Annotated in this window: 18 protein-coding genes; 14 read left to right on the forward strand and 4 right to left on the reverse strand. The window is 35.6% G+C overall.

The annotated features are described in order from the left end of the window. Positions 1-85: 85 nt before the first annotated feature. The 3 genes from Q0505_RS08970 (at position 86) to Q0505_RS08980 (ending at position 3,960) form a co-directional block, all read left to right on the forward strand. The gene (locus Q0505_RS08970; RefSeq protein WP_299211678.1) at positions 86-442 is read left to right on the forward strand and encodes a four helix bundle protein; all 357 of its coding nucleotides are present in this window, start codon (positions 86-88) and stop codon (positions 440-442) included. A 59-nt stretch (positions 443-501) separates the two neighbouring features. Continuing rightward, positions 502-1,692: an acetyl-CoA C-acyltransferase gene (locus Q0505_RS08975; protein WP_299211680.1), complete on the forward strand. Its 1,191-nt coding sequence runs from the start codon at positions 502-504 to the stop codon at positions 1,690-1,692. 453 nt (positions 1,693-2,145) lie between these two features. After that, positions 2,146-3,960 carry an acyl-CoA dehydrogenase family protein gene (locus Q0505_RS08980; RefSeq protein ID WP_299211682.1) on the forward strand — a complete coding sequence of 605 codons (1,815 nt, stop codon included), beginning with the start codon at positions 2,146-2,148 and terminating at the stop codon, positions 3,958-3,960. Between the two features lie 489 nt (positions 3,961-4,449). Here the strand turns inward: Q0505_RS08980 and Q0505_RS08985 are convergent, their stop codons facing one another. Next, the gene (locus Q0505_RS08985) at positions 4,450-4,710 is read right to left on the reverse strand and encodes a hypothetical protein (RefSeq protein WP_299211685.1); all 261 of its coding nucleotides are present in this window, start codon (positions 4,708-4,710) and stop codon (positions 4,450-4,452) included. Positions 4,711-4,945: 235 nt separating this feature from the next. On the opposite strand from Q0505_RS08985, the gene Q0505_RS08990 reads away from it, so the two are divergent. From Q0505_RS08990 to Q0505_RS09005, 4 genes are all read left to right on the forward strand, one after another. Beyond that, entirely contained in the window at positions 4,946-5,791 is an 846-nt protein-coding gene (locus Q0505_RS08990; RefSeq protein WP_299211688.1) for a tyrosine-type recombinase/integrase, read from the forward strand. A 147-nt stretch (positions 5,792-5,938) separates the two neighbouring features. Then, entirely contained in the window at positions 5,939-6,808 is an 870-nt protein-coding gene (locus Q0505_RS08995) for an AraC family transcriptional regulator (protein WP_299211691.1), read from the forward strand. A gap of 100 nt (positions 6,809-6,908) precedes the next feature. Then, positions 6,909-7,715 carry an aldo/keto reductase gene (locus Q0505_RS09000; RefSeq protein ID WP_299211694.1) on the forward strand — a complete coding sequence of 269 codons (807 nt, stop codon included), beginning with the start codon at positions 6,909-6,911 and terminating at the stop codon, positions 7,713-7,715. Positions 7,716-7,732: 17 nt separating this feature from the next. Then, a complete protein-coding gene (locus tag Q0505_RS09005) occupies positions 7,733-8,263 on the forward strand; it encodes a VOC family protein (protein WP_299211697.1) in 531 nt (176 codons plus the stop codon). 325 nt (positions 8,264-8,588) lie between these two features. Here Q0505_RS09005 and Q0505_RS09010 read toward each other — a convergent pair whose 3' ends face one another. Together Q0505_RS09010 and Q0505_RS09015 are read right to left on the reverse strand one after the other, a co-directional pair. Next, positions 8,589-9,485: a transposase gene (locus Q0505_RS09010; RefSeq protein WP_299211700.1), complete on the reverse strand. Its 897-nt coding sequence runs from the start codon at positions 9,483-9,485 to the stop codon at positions 8,589-8,591. Beyond that, entirely contained in the window at positions 9,416-10,207 is a 792-nt protein-coding gene (locus Q0505_RS09015; protein WP_299211703.1) for a transposase, read from the reverse strand. The genes Q0505_RS09010 and Q0505_RS09015 overlap by 70 nt, the downstream gene beginning before the upstream one ends. A gap of 294 nt (positions 10,208-10,501) precedes the next feature. On the opposite strand from Q0505_RS09015, the gene Q0505_RS09020 reads away from it, so the two are divergent. The 5 genes from Q0505_RS09020 (at position 10,502) to Q0505_RS09040 (ending at position 14,686) form a co-directional block, all read left to right on the forward strand. After that, complete coding sequence (locus tag Q0505_RS09020; RefSeq protein WP_299211706.1) at positions 10,502-11,509, forward strand: GGDEF domain-containing protein; 1,008 nt, start codon at positions 10,502-10,504, stop codon at positions 11,507-11,509. A gap of 292 nt (positions 11,510-11,801) precedes the next feature. After that, positions 11,802-12,755: a Fic family protein gene (locus tag Q0505_RS09025; RefSeq protein ID WP_299211730.1), complete on the forward strand. Its 954-nt coding sequence runs from the start codon at positions 11,802-11,804 to the stop codon at positions 12,753-12,755. 154 nt (positions 12,756-12,909) lie between these two features. Next, a complete protein-coding gene (locus Q0505_RS09030) occupies positions 12,910-13,206 on the forward strand; it encodes a hypothetical protein (protein ID WP_299211709.1) in 297 nt (98 codons plus the stop codon). A gap of 375 nt (positions 13,207-13,581) precedes the next feature. Then, positions 13,582-14,145 carry a CIA30 family protein gene (locus tag Q0505_RS09035; RefSeq protein WP_299211712.1) on the forward strand — a complete coding sequence of 188 codons (564 nt, stop codon included), beginning with the start codon at positions 13,582-13,584 and terminating at the stop codon, positions 14,143-14,145. A 112-nt stretch (positions 14,146-14,257) separates the two neighbouring features. After that, complete coding sequence (locus Q0505_RS09040; protein WP_299211715.1) at positions 14,258-14,686, forward strand: copper resistance protein NlpE N-terminal domain-containing protein; 429 nt, start codon at positions 14,258-14,260, stop codon at positions 14,684-14,686. Between the two features lie 108 nt (positions 14,687-14,794). Here the strand turns inward: Q0505_RS09040 and Q0505_RS09045 are convergent, their stop codons facing one another. Continuing rightward, the gene (locus Q0505_RS09045) at positions 14,795-15,985 is read right to left on the reverse strand and encodes a T9SS type A sorting domain-containing protein (RefSeq protein ID WP_299211718.1); all 1,191 of its coding nucleotides are present in this window, start codon (positions 15,983-15,985) and stop codon (positions 14,795-14,797) included. 475 nt (positions 15,986-16,460) lie between these two features. On the opposite strand from Q0505_RS09045, the gene Q0505_RS09050 reads away from it, so the two are divergent. Next, positions 16,461-17,966: a M20/M25/M40 family metallo-hydrolase gene (locus Q0505_RS09050; protein WP_299211721.1), complete on the forward strand. Its 1,506-nt coding sequence runs from the start codon at positions 16,461-16,463 to the stop codon at positions 17,964-17,966. Positions 17,967-18,367: 401 nt separating this feature from the next. Next, on the forward strand, positions 18,368-20,330 hold a 1,963-nt coding region (locus Q0505_RS09055; protein ID WP_299211724.1), incomplete at its 3' end, for a hypothetical protein.

Below are 20,330 nucleotides of genomic sequence, written 5' to 3' on the forward strand. Positions count from 1 at the left end.
CAACGAGCAAAGCGAGTTAGTCCTATGTCAATTTGAGAAGACGTAAGACTCTTATTAAAATAAATAGCAACAATAAATCGTAAACATGGCTGCAAGGCATAATTTTAGAAAACTAAATATCTGGCGCGAAGGTATCGAACTTGCAAAAAAAACGTATAGTTTAACTAAAGAGTTCCCGAAGTCAGAAATGTATGGTTTATCAAGTCAATTACAAAGATGTGCCGTTTCTATTTCTTCAAACATTGCTGAAGGAACTGCAAAAGGAACCGATAAGCATTTTAAGCAATATTTAGAAACCGCATTAGGAAGTACATTTGAGTGGGAGACACAATTAATTATAGCTTTTGAAATCGAATATATTTCTGAAGAGATATTTAAAAAATTAGAAAAGAAAATACAATCTATTCAGGGTATGATTACCCGCTTTATGGAAGCACTTTAGTCTTACGTCCTACGTCAACGAGCGTAGCGAAGTAAGTCTTAAGTCTAAATCGAAGATTTATGAAAACAGCATATATAGTAAAAGCCTACCGTACCGCCGTAGGGAAAGCACCAAAAGGAGTATTTCGCTTTAAGCGAGCAGATGAGTTGGCAGCAGAAACCATTCAATACATGATGAATGAGCTACCCAACTTTGATAAAAAACGCATCGACGATGTGATTGTAGGAAATGCCATGCCAGAAGGCTCACAAGGGCTCAATATGGCACGTTTGATTTCCTTAATGGGATTAGACATCATTGACGTACCTGGCGTAACTGTGAACCGTTTTTGTTCGTCGGGAATTGAAACCATCGGAATGGCGGTTGCCAAAATCCAATCAGGAATGGCGAGCTGCATTATCGCTGGCGGCGCTGAGTCTATGAGTTCGGTACCGATGACAGGATATAAACCTGAATTAAACTACGATATCGTAAAATCAGGGCACGAAGACTATTACTGGGGCATGGGAAATACCGCAGAAGCAGTGGCTAATGAGTACAACGTCTCTCGTGAAGACCAAGATGAGTTTGCCTATAACTCACACATGAAAGCTTTAATAGCACAAGCCGAGAACCGTTTTCAAGATCAAATCGTACCGATTGAGGTCGAGCAGACCTATATAGACGAAAACGGAAAGAAAGCGACCAAAAAATATACGGTAACCAAAGACGAAGGCCCACGTGCTGGAACCAGCATTGAGGTATTGAATAAATTACGCCCTGTATTTGCTGCTGGTGGAAGTGTTACCGCGGGTAACTCTTCACAAATGAGTGATGGTGCTGCGTTTGTTCTTGTGATGAGTGAAGAGATGGTCAAAGAATTAAACCTAGAACCTATCGCACGTATGGTGAACTATGCAGCGGCTGGTGTACCACCACGTATCATGGGAATTGGTCCTGTCGCGGCAGTGCCAAAAGCCTTAAAGCAAGCTGGATTACAACAAAAAGATATTGAGCTGATTGAATTAAACGAAGCTTTTGCTTCGCAGTCGTTGGCGGTAATTCGTGAGTTAGACCTGAATCCTGATATCGTTAATGTAAATGGAGGAGCCATTGCTTTAGGGCACCCATTAGGATGTACAGGTGGTAAATTATCGGTACAATTGTTTGATGAGATGCGTAAGCGTGATATGTCTGGTAAATACGGAATGGTCACGATGTGTGTGGGAACTGGACAAGGAGCAGCTGGGATTTATGAGTTCCTTAAGTAAAGCCTGCGGCTTTTGAGAATATAGATATTAGAGCATAGAAAATAGACAAATCCGTACTTTTAAAATAGAGTATTACTCTATTTTAAATATTCTAAAGTCTCAAAAATGCAGTAAAACTAGTGCGTAACAAGAAATAGAGTACTACTCTATTTTGTATAAACGAAGTGAATTTTCGCGCCTGCCTGCCAGTAGGCAGTAAAGCGGAAAAATAATATAAATGAAGAATATGAAGGCATAACCTATAGATTATTTAGAGCTACTTAGATAGCATCTATTCTCTATATTCTATGCTCTAAACTCTTATAAAACAAAGTAAGCTTTCGCGAAAGCATATAAATAGAATAATAAATAATATAAATAGTAAAGCATAACTTATAGATAATTAAGACACCTATTGGTAAAGTCTATTCTCTATTTTCTATGCTCTATAATCCTATAAATAAACAGAAGAAGATGAGCACAGAAACAACAGAAAAAGAAATCCTACGTGGCGGGCAGTTCCTTGTGAAGGAAACGGCATGTGAAGATGTATTTACCCTTGAAGACATCACAGAAGAACAAAAAATGATGCGTGACAGTACCAAAGAGTTTGTAGATCGTGAGATCTGGGCACATTGGGAACGTTTTGAACAAAAAGATTATGCGTTTACAGAGGCGTGTATGCGTAAGGCAGGAGATCTAGGGTTACTAGGGGTGGCTGTACCAGAAGCGTATGACGGTCTTGGAATGGGCTTTGTATCGACGATGTTAGTATGTGATTATATTTCTGGAGCAACCGGATCTTTTAGTACCGCATTTGGTGCACACACAGGCATTGGTACCATGCCTATTACCTTGTATGGAAACGAAGCGCAAAAGAAAAAATATGTGCCAAGATTGGCGACAGGTGAATGGTTTGGGGCGTATTGTTTGACAGAACCAGGTGCAGGATCTGATGCCAATTCTGGAAAGACGAAAGCGGTGATTTCGGAAGATGGAAAGAGTTATAAAATCTCTGGACAGAAAATGTGGATTTCGAATGCAGGTTTTTGTAACATGTTTATTGTGTTTGCACGTATTGAGGATGATAAAAACATTACAGGTTTTATCGTAGAAAATGATGCTAGCAACGGAATCTCTATGGGAGATGAAGAGAAGAAACTCGGAATTCACTCCTCCTCTACCCGTCAGGTATTTTTTAACGATACGGTGGTACCCGTAGAAAATATGCTTTCTGAGCGTGGGAATGGTTTTAAAATTGCGATGAACGCCTTAAATGTGGGTCGTATTAAATTGGCTGCTGCTTGTCTAGATGCACAACGTCGTATCATAGATGAGTCTATAAAATATGCTAAAGACCGGATTCAGTTTAAAACGCGTATCATTGATTTTGGCGCGATTAAAGCGAAGTTGGCACTTATGGCAACCAATGTGTATGTTGACGAATCTGCATCGTATCGTGCGGCTAAAAATATAGAAGACCGCATCGCTATGCGTGAAGCAGCTGGAAACAGCCATCAAGAAGCCGAACTAAAAGGCGTGGAAGAATATGCGATTGAGTGTTCGATCTTAAAAGTAGCGGTGTCCGAAGATGTACAGCAAACGACGGATGAAGGGATTCAGATTTTTGGAGGAATGGGCTTTAGTGCCGATACGCCTATGGAATCTGCTTGGCGTGATGCACGTATTGCTCGGATTTATGAAGGAACCAACGAGATTAACCGTATGCTTTCTGTAGGAATGTTGGTTAAGAAAGCGATGAAAGGTCATATTGACTTCTTAGGCCCTGCAACAGCGGTGGGAGAAGAATTGGTAGGAATTCCTTCGTTTGAAACACCTGATTATTCTGAGACGCTTTCTGAAGAAAAAGCACTACTTGCTAAATTGAAGAAAGTATTCTTAATGGTGTCTGGCGCTGCGGTTCAAAAATACGGACCACAACTCGAAGAGCACCAACAGTTATTAATGAGTGCTGCCGATATTTTGATTGAAATCTATATGGCAGAAAGTGCGATCTTACGTACGGAGAAAAACTCAAAACGTTTTGGTGTGGAGTCACAAGCAACACAGATTGCGATGTGTCAATTATATTTATTTAACGCGGTAGACATCATCCAAACCAAAGCTAAGGAAGCGATTGTTTCTTTCGCTGAAGGCGATGAACAACGTATGATGCTCATGGGATTAAAGCGTTTTACCAAATATCAAAATCACCCGAACGTGATCGCTTTACGTAATCAAATTGCTGCCGACCTAGAAGAAAACGGACAGTATCGTTTTGATGGGTAATATCCTGACCCTAGCCCTCTCCTTCAAAGGAGAGGGAATATATGGGTTTTTATACTAGCTATTTTGAATGCACAGGTACGCCATTTTTCAAAATAACGTTTCACTACGATCCATCTCTTTGTGAAGAAAGAGGAACAGTAGATGCAATTCTTTATACAGCCACCTTGGAAACGAGGTGGTTTTTTTCGCTTTAAGCGAAAAGGAATCAGGGCTAAAATTAATGAAATGACGTAAGACTTGATTGCTACGCAATTTGAGGTAAGACGTAGACTTTTCGATTTCATGAAAAGAAAATAAGTATCAGGGCTAAAAGTGGTGAGTCTTGAGTCTTGCAGCAAAACGGTCTTAGAGCGAAGCGATCTTACAGCAAAGCGGTCTTATGTCTTTTTATGCTTTCGCGAAAGCGTATAAAACATCATACATTTATATCTTGAAAAAACATATACGGTCTATAGATATATAGGTAGCATGCGCATGAATAAAAGTGCGTTATGATTTTGCACGATTGATGAGAATTTGATCATCAGAAAATTGCATCCAAGACATATCATACACGTAATGATACATTTTTCCTTTGCTATTTATGTGATGATGGGTATGGTATTTAAATCGAAACTTTTTTTGTTCTAAGACGCTTCTTGGAACTTTGATTTGAACTTTATTTTTGCCTACTATTTCTAATAAGATAGATCGGTTTCTATGCAAAAAACGATCTATAGTAATGGATGCATTATTTGTGGCTTTTCGCAAATTAGTGTGGTAATAATTTTTGCATCGTAGGGAACAAAAAATCTTGCCTTTTCTTCCTTTAAAAAAGGTGCTACATATTTTACATTTTTTTTCTAATTCCATACTGTTTTCTTTAAAATTCGACTAAAACTATTTTTAACTATTTCAAATATAACATTTTATATGTATTCGTTTTTAACGGTTATAAACAGTAATGATCTTATTTATATAAAAAATTACAATATATTTAACCTTTATGGATTTTACTAAAATAGAACATGTCCTGATTCGAAAAAACTATGCTCCTAACACGCAAAAGGTGTATATGAGTGCTATTATTGATTTTGAGCGTTTTTGTAAAAAAGAGCTGATTGCCGTGGAGGAAGGTGTAGAGACTTATATAAGACATCTTATTAGTCTAGGTCGCTCAGAAAGTACTCAGAACCAAGCGATCAATGCAATTAAGTTTTATTTTGAGAAAGTATTACATCATGAAAAACAATATTATAGCATAGACAGACCTAAAAAGTCAAAGACCTTACCTACAGTCTTAGCTATGGAGGAGGTCTCTAGGCTATTTGATGCAGTAGCAAATCACAAACACAAAGTATTATTACAAAATATATATGCATGTGGATTGCGAATTTCGGAATTATTACATCTTGAAATAGCCCATGTGTGTGGAGACCGTAAAACTTTTCATTTAAAAGGAAGTAAGGGTAAAAAAGATAGAATTGTCCCTGTACCCGAAGAATTATTAGTCTCGCTACGTATATATTACAAAAAATATAAGCCCTACAAATACCTGTTTGAAGGTGCTGGAAGTAACTCAGACAATCCAAAGCCTTACACTGCGGCGAGCGTACGAAAACTATTGCACAGAGCAGCGAAAAAAGCAATGATCAAAAAAGTAATCACTCCTCATACCTTACGACATAGCTATGCAACACATTTATATGAAAACGGAATTAATTTAAGGAGTATACAAGTGCTTTTAGGGCATAATTCTAGTAAGACTACAGAGATCTATACGCATGTCACGAATGTACATATAAAAAACACCCCTAGCCCACTAGAATTTTTGAAAAAAAATGTACCTTAGGAAGGTAATGATATACATGTAAAATATCGTACATGTATGATATAAAGTAGTTAGCTACAACCCAAAAAAACATCGTGCTAAAATCAAACAACAGGAAATAAATTGAAGGACAGTAATTCTATATCATACTTTAAAAACATTTCGGAATTGCTAAAAGCGTTAAAAACGTTTACACCTCAATCGAATTTATTTCATATTCACAGACACGAAGAAGTGCCAGAAACACACTCTGCCGAGACACAAATTTTCAGAAGTGATACATTTTCAGCTTCCTTGCTTATTGAAGGAGAGGCGGAATATAAAATCGGAATGAAAGAATACGATATGAAAAGTGGTTCGTTCTACTTTATGTCGCCACAACATTTGCGTTACTATAAAAAAACAAAACCGTGGAACGGTTTCGTTTTTTTATTCTCTACGGAATTTATCAATCAATTTTCAAAAACGAATATCTATCGAGAATATCCATTTTTTCAAATGGACGCAAATGTTCAACTTAAATTAAAAACCAAACAGATAGCGGAATTAACTAATTTGTTAAGCAAATTAATTGCTATTTACGAAAGTAACGAAAAGGACAAATTGAAATTGATTTATCATTATTTGTCAATTTTACTCATAACATCAAAAAAATGGTATTTCGAGCAAAATGGCCAAAAATCTAAATTGAAAGATTCAGATTTACTTTCTAAATCTTTCTACGATTTATTGGAATCTCACTTTTTTGATATAGCCACCCAAAAAGCTGAACATTTATTCTCTGTTTCAGATTTTGCGAATAAATTAAATATCAGCACCAATTATTTGAGCGATACCATAAAAAAAGAGACAGGACAAACAGCAACTCAAATCATTAAAGAACGTACTATTTTAGAAGCCAAGTCATTACTCAAAAGCACAGAACTATCTGTTTCAGAAATTGCGTATTTCTTAAAATTTCAAGACACTTCTTACTTTTCAAAGTATTTCAAAAGTGCCACCAACCTTTCCCCAACCCAATTTAGGGACAAAAAGTAACACTTCTGTAAAATTTACCTATCAAGCAGTAATTTCTACCCAATAGAAGCCTTCTTCCCACAATACATTTGTACCATCAAGAATTAAAAACACAAAAAAAATGGACAAATTAAACTCAACATTCAAAATAGGAAACCTAACCGAAGTCAACCGAATGGGCTTTGGAACAATGCGTGCAACAACAGGAAATGGAATTTGGGGCTACCCAACTGACAAGGCATCTGCAATAAAAGTAATTAGAACAGCAATCGAAAATGGCGTAAACTTTATAGATACAGCAGATTCATATGGTCCTTATACTTCAGAACTCGTGGTTGCAGAGGCAATTGAACCTTATAAAAATGAAGTCGTAGTTGCCACAAAAGGTGGAGCAGTAAAATATAAGCCAGGTGCAATTATGGCTAATGGACATCCTTATTATTTGAGGACTGCGATTGAAGGCAGTTTAAAAAGGCTTGACCGTGAAAAAATTGAGGTTTACTTTCTGCATAGAGTTGACCCAAATATTCCGATTGAGGAATCCGTTGGAGCTTTGGCAAAATTTCAGCAAGAAGGAAAAATTAAGCACATCGGAATATCCAACGTAACAATCGAACAATTTGAAAAAGCACAAAAAGTGGCGAAGATTGATGTTGTTCAAAACGCCTTTAGCTTTCAAGACAGACGACACGAAGAGTTAGTAAAGAAACTTTCTGAACAAAACATTGCATTTATGGCTCATACACCAATAGCAGTTAATAATTGGGATGACGAAATTCTCGAACAAGCAAGAAAACAGAACATTTCAGTAAATCAATTATCACTTTCGTGGTTACTTAATTTTAGTAATAACGTCATCCCAATTGCGGGAACTTCATCAGAAAAGCACCTTTTGGAAAATTTAGAATCGATAAACATTAATTTATAATCTTAAAATCAAATACAATGAAAAAAGTAATAGCAATAACAGCAGTAGTATTAGTAGCAATAGGAATCTTTGGATTTACAATATCAGAATCCAATAAAGACAATGGCTTATCAACAATGAAAGCTGACCACCTTTTATTAGGTGTAACAAATTTTGACGAAACCGTAAAATGGTACAAAGAGATTTTGGGGTTTGAAATAGAAGTACGATGGAAAGTAGAAGGTTTAGACAACCTTGATTTGGCCTATCTAAATAATGGCGATTTTAGAATTGAAATTATTGGTAACAAAGAAGGTACACAAAATAACAAACAAGTTAGCGACTTCGAAGAACACTTGTCACATCAAGGTTTCGCACACATTTGCTTTCAAGTGGAAGACATAGATTTAACAATGAAACAACTCAACGAAAAAGGTATTAAAACTTTTGTTAAAGCAGAGACTTATCCTTTGGACTTTTATAACAGACGTGTTGCATTTATAAAAGATTTAAATGGAAACATTATCGAATTTGCCAGCCCAATTGAAGACACACGAATTAAAAAGTAAATGATTTACAAAATGAAAAAAACTAAAGAACCCTCAAAACACAAGATTGCCTTATTGACTTGGATTGTAATTTATCCCTTGATAACTGTTATTTTTTTATTGTTCAACGAGCAGTTAATGGAGTTACCTCTTGCTATTCGAACATTAATTTTAACAGTAGTTTTAGTCGGACTTATGAACTACATAATTATGCCGAATTTGAGGAAAAAACTGAACAATTGGTTGACGAACGAAAAAAGGGCAGTAGCTAACAATGGTAACCGTTGCACAAGTCCATAATTCTGACAAAAACAACTCATTTAAAGCCTCGCTACCGATGCTTTTTTTATATCATCTGATATTCAGGTCTGATTTTAAAAGCGCGCATATCAAAGCAAAATCTCTTATATAAAGTGATTTTATAAAATCCAGATAAAAGCCTCTTTCCTACCCCACTTTTTACCTTTTTATGGGTGAATTTTAGATACTTCTTCAAGTTATAAGCCATAGCACTCAGATGCATCACTTTATTGGCTTGGTGGATCCCTATCGTGTTGATCTTCCTCAGCCCCATAAATTGGGTTAACGTACCAAAAACAGGTTCTACTGTACTCTGCCGTTTGGCTTTCATATAGCGTCCTTGTCGGCTGTTTACTCTACCGATGTTACGTTCATATTCCTCTCGGTAATACGTCACCGTAAATTTCTTCTCCTGTGCACTCTTGCCTAAACATGCACTTCGTATCGGACAATCGATACATAACCCTTTTGATCCTCGGTATTCCTTCTTCTTCGTATGATTCTTCTTCTCTATAAATACTTTCTTAAATGGAATGATCTTTCCCTGTGGACATACATAATGATCCTTTTGCTCATCATACTCAAAACCATCGGGACCGCCTTTATACGTGCCGTGTGCGGGGATAAAACTCTTCAAACCCATTGCCTCTAAAAAAGCATAATTCTCGCCACTGCTATAGCCTGTATCGGCTACGCAATTTTGCCATACAAAACCTTCTTTCCATAAACGACGTTGTAAGCGTTTAGTTATATCTTCTAGCTGTTGACTATCCTTCCCATCGGCATGATAGGCCTGTATATCGGTAATTACATGATGTGCCGTATCTACACTCAACTGACTACAATAATTAAGCTTCCTAGCCTTACCAGGTTTTACGCTGATACGAGCATCAGGATCTGTGGGACTGTCTTGCCTCCGACGAGTGTGCTTTCGCGAAAGCATAACGAGAGGAAGGCATTATTACTGGTATAACGACTCCCTTTATTCCCAGAACCTGGACGTTGGTCTTGGTCTTTTGACCATTTCTTGTTTCTCGATGTTATACCGTCTAACTGCTTTTGGTTGGCAGTAATAGTTTGCTGTTGCTCAGTTGCTTTATTATGCTTCGCTTTGCGAAAAACCTCTTTATCACGAGCACTAATATGACGGATCTCTGATAAATGAGCCTCCAAGTCTTGAGAAGGAACCTTCAGCTCCAAACTATCCATACTCGCATTGGCCTTTACAGGAGCAGAGTCTATGCACTGCGTATGACCGCTGACCATTCCTTTAGAAATACACATCTGTAAAATATGCGTAAAAACAGATTCAAATACGTCTTCTGGAAATAACTGACGCGTACGACTGATCGTACTATGCCAAGGTAATTCTTCATCAATATCATACCCTAAAAAATAGAGAATGTCCAAGCGCATACTACAATGATCGATCAGCTTACGATCACTTATGATATTCTCTAAATAACCCACTAAACAAAATTTAAAAAACACCACAGGATCAATACTCTTTTGACCACTACTTCCATAATACTGATCAGTATCCGAGTACAAAAAATCTAAGTGTAACACTTCTTTTAAACGCCTATAGAAATTGATAATGGGAACACGATCGCTTAATTGAAAACTGTTGAATAATTTCTCTTGATAAATCTTAACTCCTTGCATACAACAAGTTACTAATTTTATGTATTTTTAGCAAGACTTGTGCAACAGGCACAACGTATATATTTCATAACTAGTCAGTTGCTTAAACGAAGTTAAAGCGTATTTGCTGGTCCGCCAAATTTTTTAATTTGGCTTATTGAGAAAAAAGATAATAAGAAAAATTAAAAAATTCGGCTCGTGCTTCATCCGAAAATATTTTCATAATTTGTACGCTACGAGCCATATACAGATACGTTGTGGTGCATTATGCACTTAAACGGAAAGTATCTTATAAATTTTTGAAAAAAATTATGAATGAATTGGTTGATTGAGAATATTGAATGGGTTTTCAGTGGTGTAGGTGTAGCCTTGGTTTCATTGGTTGTAAAACTCATCTTGTCAAAAAAAAAGAAGCAAACTGAAGGAAGTAACAATATAACTATTCATTCAAATAATAAAGGCAGTGGAAACAGAAATACTATAATTTCAAATTCAACAATAATAACTCATGAAAGTGATAACTTGGAGATTGAAGAGGAAATTTCAAATGCAGATCCTCGAAGAGATTGGCTATCTAAGAAAGAAAAATATTTGAATGAGCCTCCTTATCTGTTAAGCAGAGAAAAAGGTAGAAGTTTTGTTGAAAATGATATACCTGCATTAATTTACAAATATTCTAAGGCGAATAGAGTAAATAAAGCCATTGTGTTTTTAGATATAGATCAACAAACCATAATTAACAAGGTACACGGAGATGATGTTGGTGATATTGTATTAACAGTTATAGCATCAATTTTAGCTGATAATAAGAGATTTAATTACAGAGGAAGATGCGGAGATGATACATTCTTTGGATTTAACGAATACTCTGAATCTACCAGACTGAGAAGAAACTGTGAAAAGATACTGAGTAAAATTAGAAAATTTGATTGGGACTCAATTTCACCTGAATTAAGAGTAACTGTATCAATTGGATTCTCTATATACAATCCAAATGATACTCCAAGTGAATGGCTATCGAAAGCTGCCCACGCGATGCTCAGTGGGAAGAAAAAAGGGGGAAATCAAGTTGTTGCGGGTCCGATGTTTTATGGTAAAATAGCAACTAAAAGAAAAAGAGAATCTAAGGCCGAAAGACAAAGAAGAATCAAGGAAGAAAAATATATGACCCAGAAGAGAACCGAATTGGAAGAAAAAGATATCGTTAATAAGAAACTTAACCAGACCGAGCAGGACAAATCAAAGAAATCAGAAAGAATCGACTATGGACAAGTATATTATGGTTCTGGAAGGTTTAGTTTTTCCGATCATGGAATTAGCTAAAGTATTAACGACACCACAATCGAGTAGCCTGACGCGATGAAAACTCACCGCGTTGAGGCTCTCACACCACCGTACATACGGGTCTCGTATACGGCGGTTCGATAATTATACTTCTCGTTTGTAATAATCGATTAAACTAATATCACCCCAGATGGTGTTCGATTATATCACGTTCCGAAAAACAAACACATCATTGAATTATTTGCTATTTTAAACACCTAAAATACCGTCCCATTTTATAGAGTAAACTAATTAAATGTATCTTTGATAGTATCAAATGATAGTATCAAAGATGAAGCCTCCTTACGAAATAACAACCTCTATTTTAAAACTGCTAACGTCTATTTCAGAAAAAATAGGAGAAGTGAATGCGCATTTATTAAACAAACCTTCCCCTACCTTAAGAAAACAGCACAGAATTAAAACGATCCATGCTTCTTTAAAAATTGAAGGAAACACCCTCACTGAAGAACAAATCACAGCACTTCTTGAAAACAAGAGAGTCATAGGCCCCAAAAAAGATATCGTGGAAGTATTAAACGCCATCAACATCTATGAACATTTAGATAAATACAATCCTTTTAACGAAACCTCTTTCCTAAAAGCGCATCAACTCTTGATGGAAGGGCTTATTGAAAATTCTGGGAACTATAGAAATCAACCTGTCGGCATTGTCAAAGGTTCAAAAGTGGAGCATCTAGCTCCTCCTCATGGAAATGTTCCCTACTTAATGAAAGACCTTTTTGAATACGTACAGAAGTCAGAAGAAATTGAATTGATAAAAAGCTGTGTTTTTCATTATGAAATGGAGTTTATACACCCTTTTTTAGATGGGAACAGTAGAATGGGAAGAGTATGGCAAACGTTGATTTTAATGGAAAAATATCCCATTTTCGAGTTTTTACCCTTTGAAACGTTAATCAGTAACGACCAAGAAAAATATTACAAAGCCTTATCAGAAAGTGACAAAGCTGGAAAATCAACAACATTTATTGAATATATGTTAAGTGTCATTGATCGTTCGTTAAGTGAATTATTAAATTTTAATAATCGAACATTTACCGAAAAAGACCGATTAGCCTATTTTGTTTCTTTGGATAAAACCGAATTTACAAGAAAAGAGTACATGAATGTTTTTAAGGATATTTCATCAGCGACGGCGAGTAGAGATTTAAAAAAGGGCGTAGAATTAGATCTATTTGAGAAAATAGGAGAAAAAAACAGAACAACGTATCGTTTGAAATAACGGGGATTGTAGGGAAGCCTACACTATTGACTATGCTGGGAAAGAAGGTTCATTAAATAATATTATCGTATTTAGAATATACTTTTAAACTCACCACCCGATACAATCGTGCGGTAGCAAAGCTAATTAATTAAATTTCTACAAGAAAATGCCGATGTACCCACCAAGAAATAGTGCAACTAAAAAACGAGAAATTCTTGATAGAAAAGTATTCGAATTTCTTCAATCACGAAATTTAGATGTAAAACACGAAAAACAATTAAAAAAGGCAGAGCTAGTCCGTTCAGCTAAACTTAATTACTTGAAAGCTAGACTTTTATTAGCTAATACGTACGCTTCTGAATTTGAAACCGATGTGGAATTAATAGATAAGTTAAACAAAGAAATATCACTTTGCGAAGGGTATTCCTACGAAGAAATTATTGAGTTCAGTTTAAAATATTCTAGATAATAAGTAACCGCACGCTAGCCCACAATTGCATCACGTTCCAAAAACTACTATCTCATTAAATCGTTTTCTATAACAAAAAAATAACGGATACGATATTTAAAATATACTTTTAAACTGCCCTATTTTTAAGTAAGCCTACAAAAAGGGGTAGCTTACAGAAGAACTGAGTTAAAAAATTACTATTTTTAGCTTGACCAATGTTCATTGCTTAGTTTGCTTGCATCTGACTTTCCTTCAGAAAATGCTCACACATAAACACGCAACTTTCCAGATCCATAAGCGTTGGTATAAATTAAAATCTGAACGTATATGTAGAATTAAATAAATAGTTTGATGCGAATAATAATAATCTTTACACTCTTAATAACATCTTGTATGTCCAATTCAAATAAAAGTATAGATAGTCATACTACTGCCGACAATACTATAAAATCTGACTCAACCCGAACCATACTTTACAGCTTTACCAAACAAGGCAAAGGTAAATGGCGCGTACAGGATGATGTCGTTATGGGCGGCCGTTCAGACAGCCAACTCAAGATCACAGATGAAAATTATGCACGATTCTCTGGTCAGGTTTCTTTAGAAAATAATGGTGGTTTTTGTTCCATCCATCAAACAGTTGAAAAGGATCCTTACATTATTTCTGATAAATCAAAGTCCTTTTTGTTGCTTTTAAATGGGGATGGCAAAGATTATAACTTCCGAGTTAGAACACCAAATGGACGTCACTCTTACGGTTTTACTTTTCCTACCAAAGGTGATGGTAAATGGGAAACTATCACTATTCCATTTAATAAGATGGAAGCTACATACCACGGAGAACCAGTAGAAGTCCCTAATTATGCTGGAGAAAATGTAGTAGAAACGCAATTGTTGATTGGCAACAAAAAAGAAGAAACTTTTGAATTGTTGATAGAATCTATTGAAGTTATCTAATCTAGATATTTTAAAGAAAACCCTAATAAAAGGTATTGAACCACAGAGCAAGCTCTAGACACTAAAAATCGAACAAAGGGTCATACATGGTAGCAATACCTTATAAAACATCATGAAAGTACTAATTATCACCTTATTTTTACTCTCCAATTTGACCTTATTCTCACAGTCGGATCTATTCATTGGTGATTATTACCGTACGCTTGGGAATGAAGAAAATCATAGCATTGAATATACATTGACTTTACATCAAGACGGAACATTTATCTTCCATTCTTATTCAAATAATAAACTAGGAATGCCTCCCGAAGTCCATAAATACGGAAAAGGAAAATGGATTGTAAAAGGTAAAGTGATTACGTTCTTAACAGATGAAGAAAAAGACTTTGACGAAAAATATACTTTGAATTTTAATAATTCTAGAGCACGATTTGTAACCAAACATCCAAGAGACAAAACGGACCGAATCATTAAAACAAAGCTTCAGTTTTTTGATTCTGAAATCCCTTGGATAAAAACCATTGATATTTTTAAAATCTAACAGATCATTGAATTGTTATATCCTAACAAAAAAACAATTATTAAACTCTCACATTCAGCACTAAAGATAAAGAACCCGTAATCACAAATTACATAATCCTAAATACTTTTATTTTTTAACAAACTTCAACGTTTTCGATGCCTGGTTATTTGTATCAACCTTTAAGAAATAGACGCCTTTAGCATAGGTGCTCACATCTAATTGGACGTTGTCTTCATTCGTATGGTTGCTATTTACTAGTTGCTGTCCTGTAACGGAGTATACCGATATGCTTGATATGGAGTTTCCATCTACTTGCAGAATGTCATTTGTAGGGTTTGGATAGAGGCGTATACCCGTTTCATTTAAAAAATCATCGGTAGCTAATAGCTGCGCAGTTTGACCTCCAAAATAGAAATGACCAAAAAAGGCACCATTCGATTGGCTAAAATCAAAAGGAGTCGCACTCACTTCTACACCTGTGTTTACGTCAATACCAACCATAGAAGTGGGATTAGGTCGCTTAAAATAATAGATTCCGCTAAACGGATCTAGTGCGCTTCCTTCAAGCTCAATACTCTCGCCTATAGATGTTGGCGATATCGTGTTAACAGCTCCCGTAATAGGATTTATATGAACAAAGAATAGCTCAGCAGGAGAATTGTTTCTTCCAATCGCATATAATTTTCTATCAGCAGCATTGTAGACTAAATTATTAAAATATGCAAATTCAGAGGTATCCACAATTGGCGAATGAACCACCGCTCCTGTTGAAATATCGACAGAGAGAATTCTATCTTCCGAAAACACATGATACCATTGATTTTGTAAATCTATTGCTGTACCAGCAACCGTAATGGTATTTGTATCGGCAAAAGGACTTGTGGATATGGGGGTTACTACTCCCGTGGCTGGATCTATTTTTGACAAAAATACACCACTGTCGACACCACCTCGCTCTAATCCGATGATTTCCTGAGTGATTTCATTGTACATAAAATTTTGAAAAATAGGCTCTTGACTTGTCGTCATTGCATTTTGGTGAACGAGTTCTCCAGTATTCATGTCTAGACCGATAAATGTATCTATATCTGAAAAATAATAAATTCCTAAAATAGGATCTACTGTAAAAGAAAAATTAGCGACACCTATCGCGTACGATGTATCAGAAATATCTCCTATTTGACCATTTATTGTATTGACTGTGGCTAAATACGTTACATCTGGATTACTATTCCTAGATATACCATATATCTGATTGTTTTGAGCGAAGTTGGGTAAGACAAAAAACAAGCATAATACTAGTAAAATTTTCTTCATAATTCTTTTTTTACTAAAATTAATAAAAAATAGCTTGTCAGCTCATAACCAATAGTTAAAAAATTATAACGGCTAAAATGCTAAAAGATATCTATAGATATATCGGATAAAAGGTATTAAACCATAGATCCCGCTTTCAGCGGGATTAGTTCAACTACCTATTTTGTATGTGTCTTTCAGACTTTACAAAACAGCATTTCACTAAAAAAATGACCTGATATTCTCTTCTCTATGAATACTTCTGAGATTTTTATTTATTTATAAGATCGTCGATTATACTATTTCGCGAAAGCGAAACACAAAAATTTCAGATGAAGTACGCTAAAATAGAGCACCTTTTTACTCATTATATTTGGTTTATAAATACCTTAGTAATTATTGACCGCTGAATTGAAGTCATCAATAGATTTTGTTTAAATACGAGACGTTTCGATATAGCAATTCATTAAAAAATGATAAAATCACAAAACCAGCTATGAAAACTATTTCTATATACCTCTTCCTTTTTATTCCGTTTTTACTATTGGGACAAAACCCAGATGACGTCATCAGCACACAGGATTTTAAAAATACGTTGTTGCTACATAAAGAGTTTGTCAGCATTCCGAATCTCCCAGAAAATAAGGAGTTGATGCTTCAAAATATACAATGGGTGGCTCAAAAATATGACAACTTAGATTTCGAAACTACTCTACTTGAAACGAGTACGCTCCCTATTTTAATTGCTGAAAAAGAATACAACCCCAATTACAAAACGGTCCTCTTCTATTTTCATATTGATGGACAACCTATCAACCCTGATGCTTGGGATCAAGACCATCCTTTTACGCCAGTTTTAAAAGAAAAAGACAAAGAAGGTACATGGCAACCGATAGACTGGAAGTTACTGGAAGGCGATATTGATGATGAATGGCGCATTTTTGCACGCGCCGCCGCTGATGATAAAGCACCAATCATTATGCTTCTCTCGGCACTGAACATTCTTAAAACGAACAATAACACACCTAAATTCAATATCAAAGTCATCTTTGATCCAGAGGAAGAATATGGCTCTACAGCACTGTTATCAACGCTAGATACCTATAAAGATAGATATGCTTCTGACTACTTTATTGTGATGGACGGTCCAGCACATACCACTAATAAACCCACGGTTACCTTTGGCTGTCGTGGTATTGCTACGTGTGCGATTACGACCTACGGATCCAAAGTGCCACAGCATAGCGGTCATTATGGAAATTATGTGCCGAATCCTGTATTTAGTTTATCAAGGCTCTTGGCTAGTATGAAAGACGATCATGGGAAGGTGTTGATAGAGGATTATTACAAAGGTATTGACATAGATCCTACCGTATTTGAACTGTTGGCATCTGTTCCTTTTGATGCTAAAAAATTAAATCAAGCACTCGGCATTCATTCATCAGAGCAAGTGGGTCGGAATTATCAAGAGTCGCTGCAATATCCTTCTTTGAATGTGAGGCAAATTGGGACTTCTTGGAAAGGAAAAGGATTAAAAACCGTGATTCCAGAATATGCGACCGCAAACATAGATGTCCGCCTCGTTCCAGAAACTGATGGAGAAGTACAACTACAAAAAATCAAAAGACATATACAACAACAAGGGTATTATGTGATTGATAGAGATCCAACCGATGCCGAACGACTAAACCATCCTAAAATCGCAAAATTTACGGGAGCCCTTAGTGTTAATGCTTTTAGGACAAATCCTGATGCTGATTTTGGAAAGAAAATAAGAAATCAACTCAAGGAAGGTTTTGGTGAAGATCCTATTGTAATCCGATTAATGGGCGGTACGGTACCGATTATACCTCTTATCAATACCTTAAACGTCCCCACTGTGATTATTCCTATGGTGAACATGGACAATAACCAGCATAGTCCAAACGAAAATATCAGAATCGGAAATATAAGACAAGGAATCTATATTTGTTTGGCTATTTTAAATTCGAATTATGAATAACTTATTCATATTCAATTAATAGCTGTAAGAGATACGTTATTTTCTACTCAAGAAAAACAGGAACGGTTTTATAGATTATAGATATTTGGCGATAGAAGTTTGATGCACTAATCAGAAGTATGATGTTTTTGTATACACTACTTGGACTACGCTCAGCAGAAGTTTTTCGAATCTGTCTGCTGGCAGTCAGGAGCGTACACTACCAAGATATATGCGCTTAAGATACTTTTCTAAAATCTTCGATTATAAACCCATATATCACTCAGCTATAGAATCAAAAGGTTCTAAAAACATGCTATATTATGTTAAATCATTCTAAATAAGGAATCTAAAAATAAATTCCGAATGTATCTTTATAAGATACTAAAAATCATTATTAACGTATTTATAAAGTAGCAGCTATGGTAAAAATTAATACTTTATACAGCACTTTTCTTTGTCTTTGCTTTTCTATTTGTTTCCAAAGTTTTTCTCAAAATACAACACAAAGAGGACCTCAGCATTCAGAAATTCCGATTCAGGTACAAGTACCTCAAAATGACTCACTGTCTGCAATGCGGGAACATATCGTATTACAATTGGCAAATGATCAAATAAACAATGATCAACTTTTTTTTAAGGCCTATCTGCTTACGGGTCCTTTACAAAATAGATATAGTAATAGTCGTGTTTTACATATTGAACTTCAAGATACCGAAGGAAGTATCATTAAAAAACAATTCCATAAAATAGGGAATGGAATGGTCACGGGAAATATAGAACTTCCTAAAAGAATAAAAGAAGGAACTTATACTGTAAAGGCGTATACACAATGGATGAAAAACTTTAGTGATACTCCTTATACTCAAAAGCAGGTTCAGGTAGGAAAGTCTACAGATACGTTTGTAGATGCTGAAAACCGAGTAAGTATTATACCAGAAGGAGACACTTTTTTACAGAATTATAAAAATAAAATAGTTTTTCAAATACCTCCTCAACTCGTTAGTAAAGATGGGTATATTGGGACAGTCACAGATGGTCAAGGTAGAACTATTACCAAAGTACAAGCCTATGCGCCCGGAATAGGGATTGCCTTTATAGAACCAGAAATCAATACCTCTTATTTTTTAAAATTAGAGAACAATACTTTATATCCGTTTCCAGAAAGTCAAGATAAAGGATATCTCATGCGTATCAATAATATAGAAGCTACGCTTGCAAACATACAAATCACACGTTCTGAAAAAAGCAAAAAAACACCTCTCAAACTCATCGGCACCTTACGGGGTATTCCCTACTTTGAGAAGAGTGTTGTTTTCAGTAATAATAGTGCTGATATCAAACTAGATAAAGAAAAAATACCAAAAGGAATTCTGGAATTACAACTACTAGATCAAGAGGGAACACAACTCGCAAAAAGACCTATTTGGATAGACGGCACATCATTACAAATTGCTTGGGATCAAATTGACTCAACAGATAATGAAATGGTCTATAAAGTAAAAGTAACAGATCAGATGAACAAGCCTGTAAAAACACAGGTAGCTTTAAGTGTTATTCAAGAAGAGAAATCCAATACAGAATTTGAAAACATGGATCTTCTTACATCTACCGAATATCAAAAAAATAAGATAATAACCGACAGGAGTCGTCGTTTTTTACAGGATATGTACGTACTCACTGCATTAAAAAATAAATTACAGAAATCTCCTGAAAATACAACTGATCAAGAAACTGTGCAGTTTCCTATACAAAAGGGGCTTGAGATTACAGGCTATGCGTATGATTTGAACAATACCTTGTTAAACAATACGCCTATCCAAGTCATGTTTACTAACAAAGAAAATGTTTGGGTAGAAGAAACAATCACTAACAGTGAAGGAATCCTTCGATTAAAAAACCTACACTTAGACGGGGAGACGAAAATTGTTTTTAGAACCCAAGGAGACAACACAAAATCAAGATTGGTTACCATAGAACGTATTCCTGAATATGGTCAGAAATTGACAGATGTAAAAGGCAAGCGCATTACTAAAATTAAAGAAAAAGCACAAGAAGCCATTAAAAAAAGTGAAAAGGAATTGGCGATAAATCCTTTTGACACCACGGGAACTCTAGTATTGAATAACGTAGCTATCTCTGGTGAAAAAGCAAAAAAAATAGAAGAGATGCCTTCTGTTTATGGTATAAAACCTCCTAAGCATAGGATTATGTACCAAGACTTTGACAGACCTAAACAGCTCTTACAATTACTTGAAGAAATGCCAAGTGTTCTTGTTAATAGAGGAAATGAGTTTATTCCTACAGTATCTATCGTAGGTGGCAATGGTCCTATCTTATTTGTTTTAGACGGTATTCCATTGTCACAAGGCAGTGGAGCTCCTG

It is taken from the genome of uncultured Dokdonia sp. (assembly GCF_937910895.1).
Taxonomy (GTDB): Bacteria; Bacteroidota; Bacteroidia; order Flavobacteriales; family Flavobacteriaceae; genus Dokdonia.

Excerpts from the sequence above, each read along its gene's own strand:
- Q0505_RS08970 (WP_299211678.1), top strand. The coding sequence starts at position 86 with ATGGCTGCAAGGCATAATTTTAGAAAACTAAATATCTGGCGCGAAGGT.
- Q0505_RS08975 (WP_299211680.1), top strand. The coding sequence starts at position 502 with ATGAAAACAGCATATATAGTAAAAGCCTACCGTACCGCCGTAGGGAAA.
- Q0505_RS08980 (WP_299211682.1), top strand. The coding sequence starts at position 2,146 with ATGAGCACAGAAACAACAGAAAAAGAAATCCTACGTGGCGGGCAGTTC.
- Q0505_RS08990 (WP_299211688.1), top strand. The coding sequence starts at position 4,946 with ATGGATTTTACTAAAATAGAACATGTCCTGATTCGAAAAAACTATGCT.
- Q0505_RS09000 (WP_299211694.1), top strand. The coding sequence starts at position 6,909 with ATGGACAAATTAAACTCAACATTCAAAATAGGAAACCTAACCGAAGTC.
- Q0505_RS09005 (WP_299211697.1), top strand. The coding sequence starts at position 7,733 with ATGAAAAAAGTAATAGCAATAACAGCAGTAGTATTAGTAGCAATAGGA.
- Q0505_RS09010 (WP_299211700.1), bottom strand. The coding sequence starts at position 9,485 with ATGCTTTCGCGAAAGCACACTCGTCGGAGGCAAGACAGTCCCACAGAT.
- Q0505_RS09015 (WP_299211703.1), bottom strand. The coding sequence starts at position 10,207 with ATGCAAGGAGTTAAGATTTATCAAGAGAAATTATTCAACAGTTTTCAA.
- Q0505_RS09020 (WP_299211706.1), top strand. The coding sequence starts at position 10,502 with ATGAATTGGTTGATTGAGAATATTGAATGGGTTTTCAGTGGTGTAGGT.
- Q0505_RS09025 (WP_299211730.1), top strand. The coding sequence starts at position 11,802 with ATGAAGCCTCCTTACGAAATAACAACCTCTATTTTAAAACTGCTAACG.
- Q0505_RS09030 (WP_299211709.1), top strand. The coding sequence starts at position 12,910 with ATGTACCCACCAAGAAATAGTGCAACTAAAAAACGAGAAATTCTTGAT.
- Q0505_RS09035 (WP_299211712.1), top strand. The coding sequence starts at position 13,582 with ATGTCCAATTCAAATAAAAGTATAGATAGTCATACTACTGCCGACAAT.
- Q0505_RS09040 (WP_299211715.1), top strand. The coding sequence starts at position 14,258 with ATGAAAGTACTAATTATCACCTTATTTTTACTCTCCAATTTGACCTTA.
- Q0505_RS09045 (WP_299211718.1), bottom strand. The coding sequence starts at position 15,985 with ATGAAGAAAATTTTACTAGTATTATGCTTGTTTTTTGTCTTACCCAAC.
- Q0505_RS09050 (WP_299211721.1), top strand. The coding sequence starts at position 16,461 with ATGAAAACTATTTCTATATACCTCTTCCTTTTTATTCCGTTTTTACTA.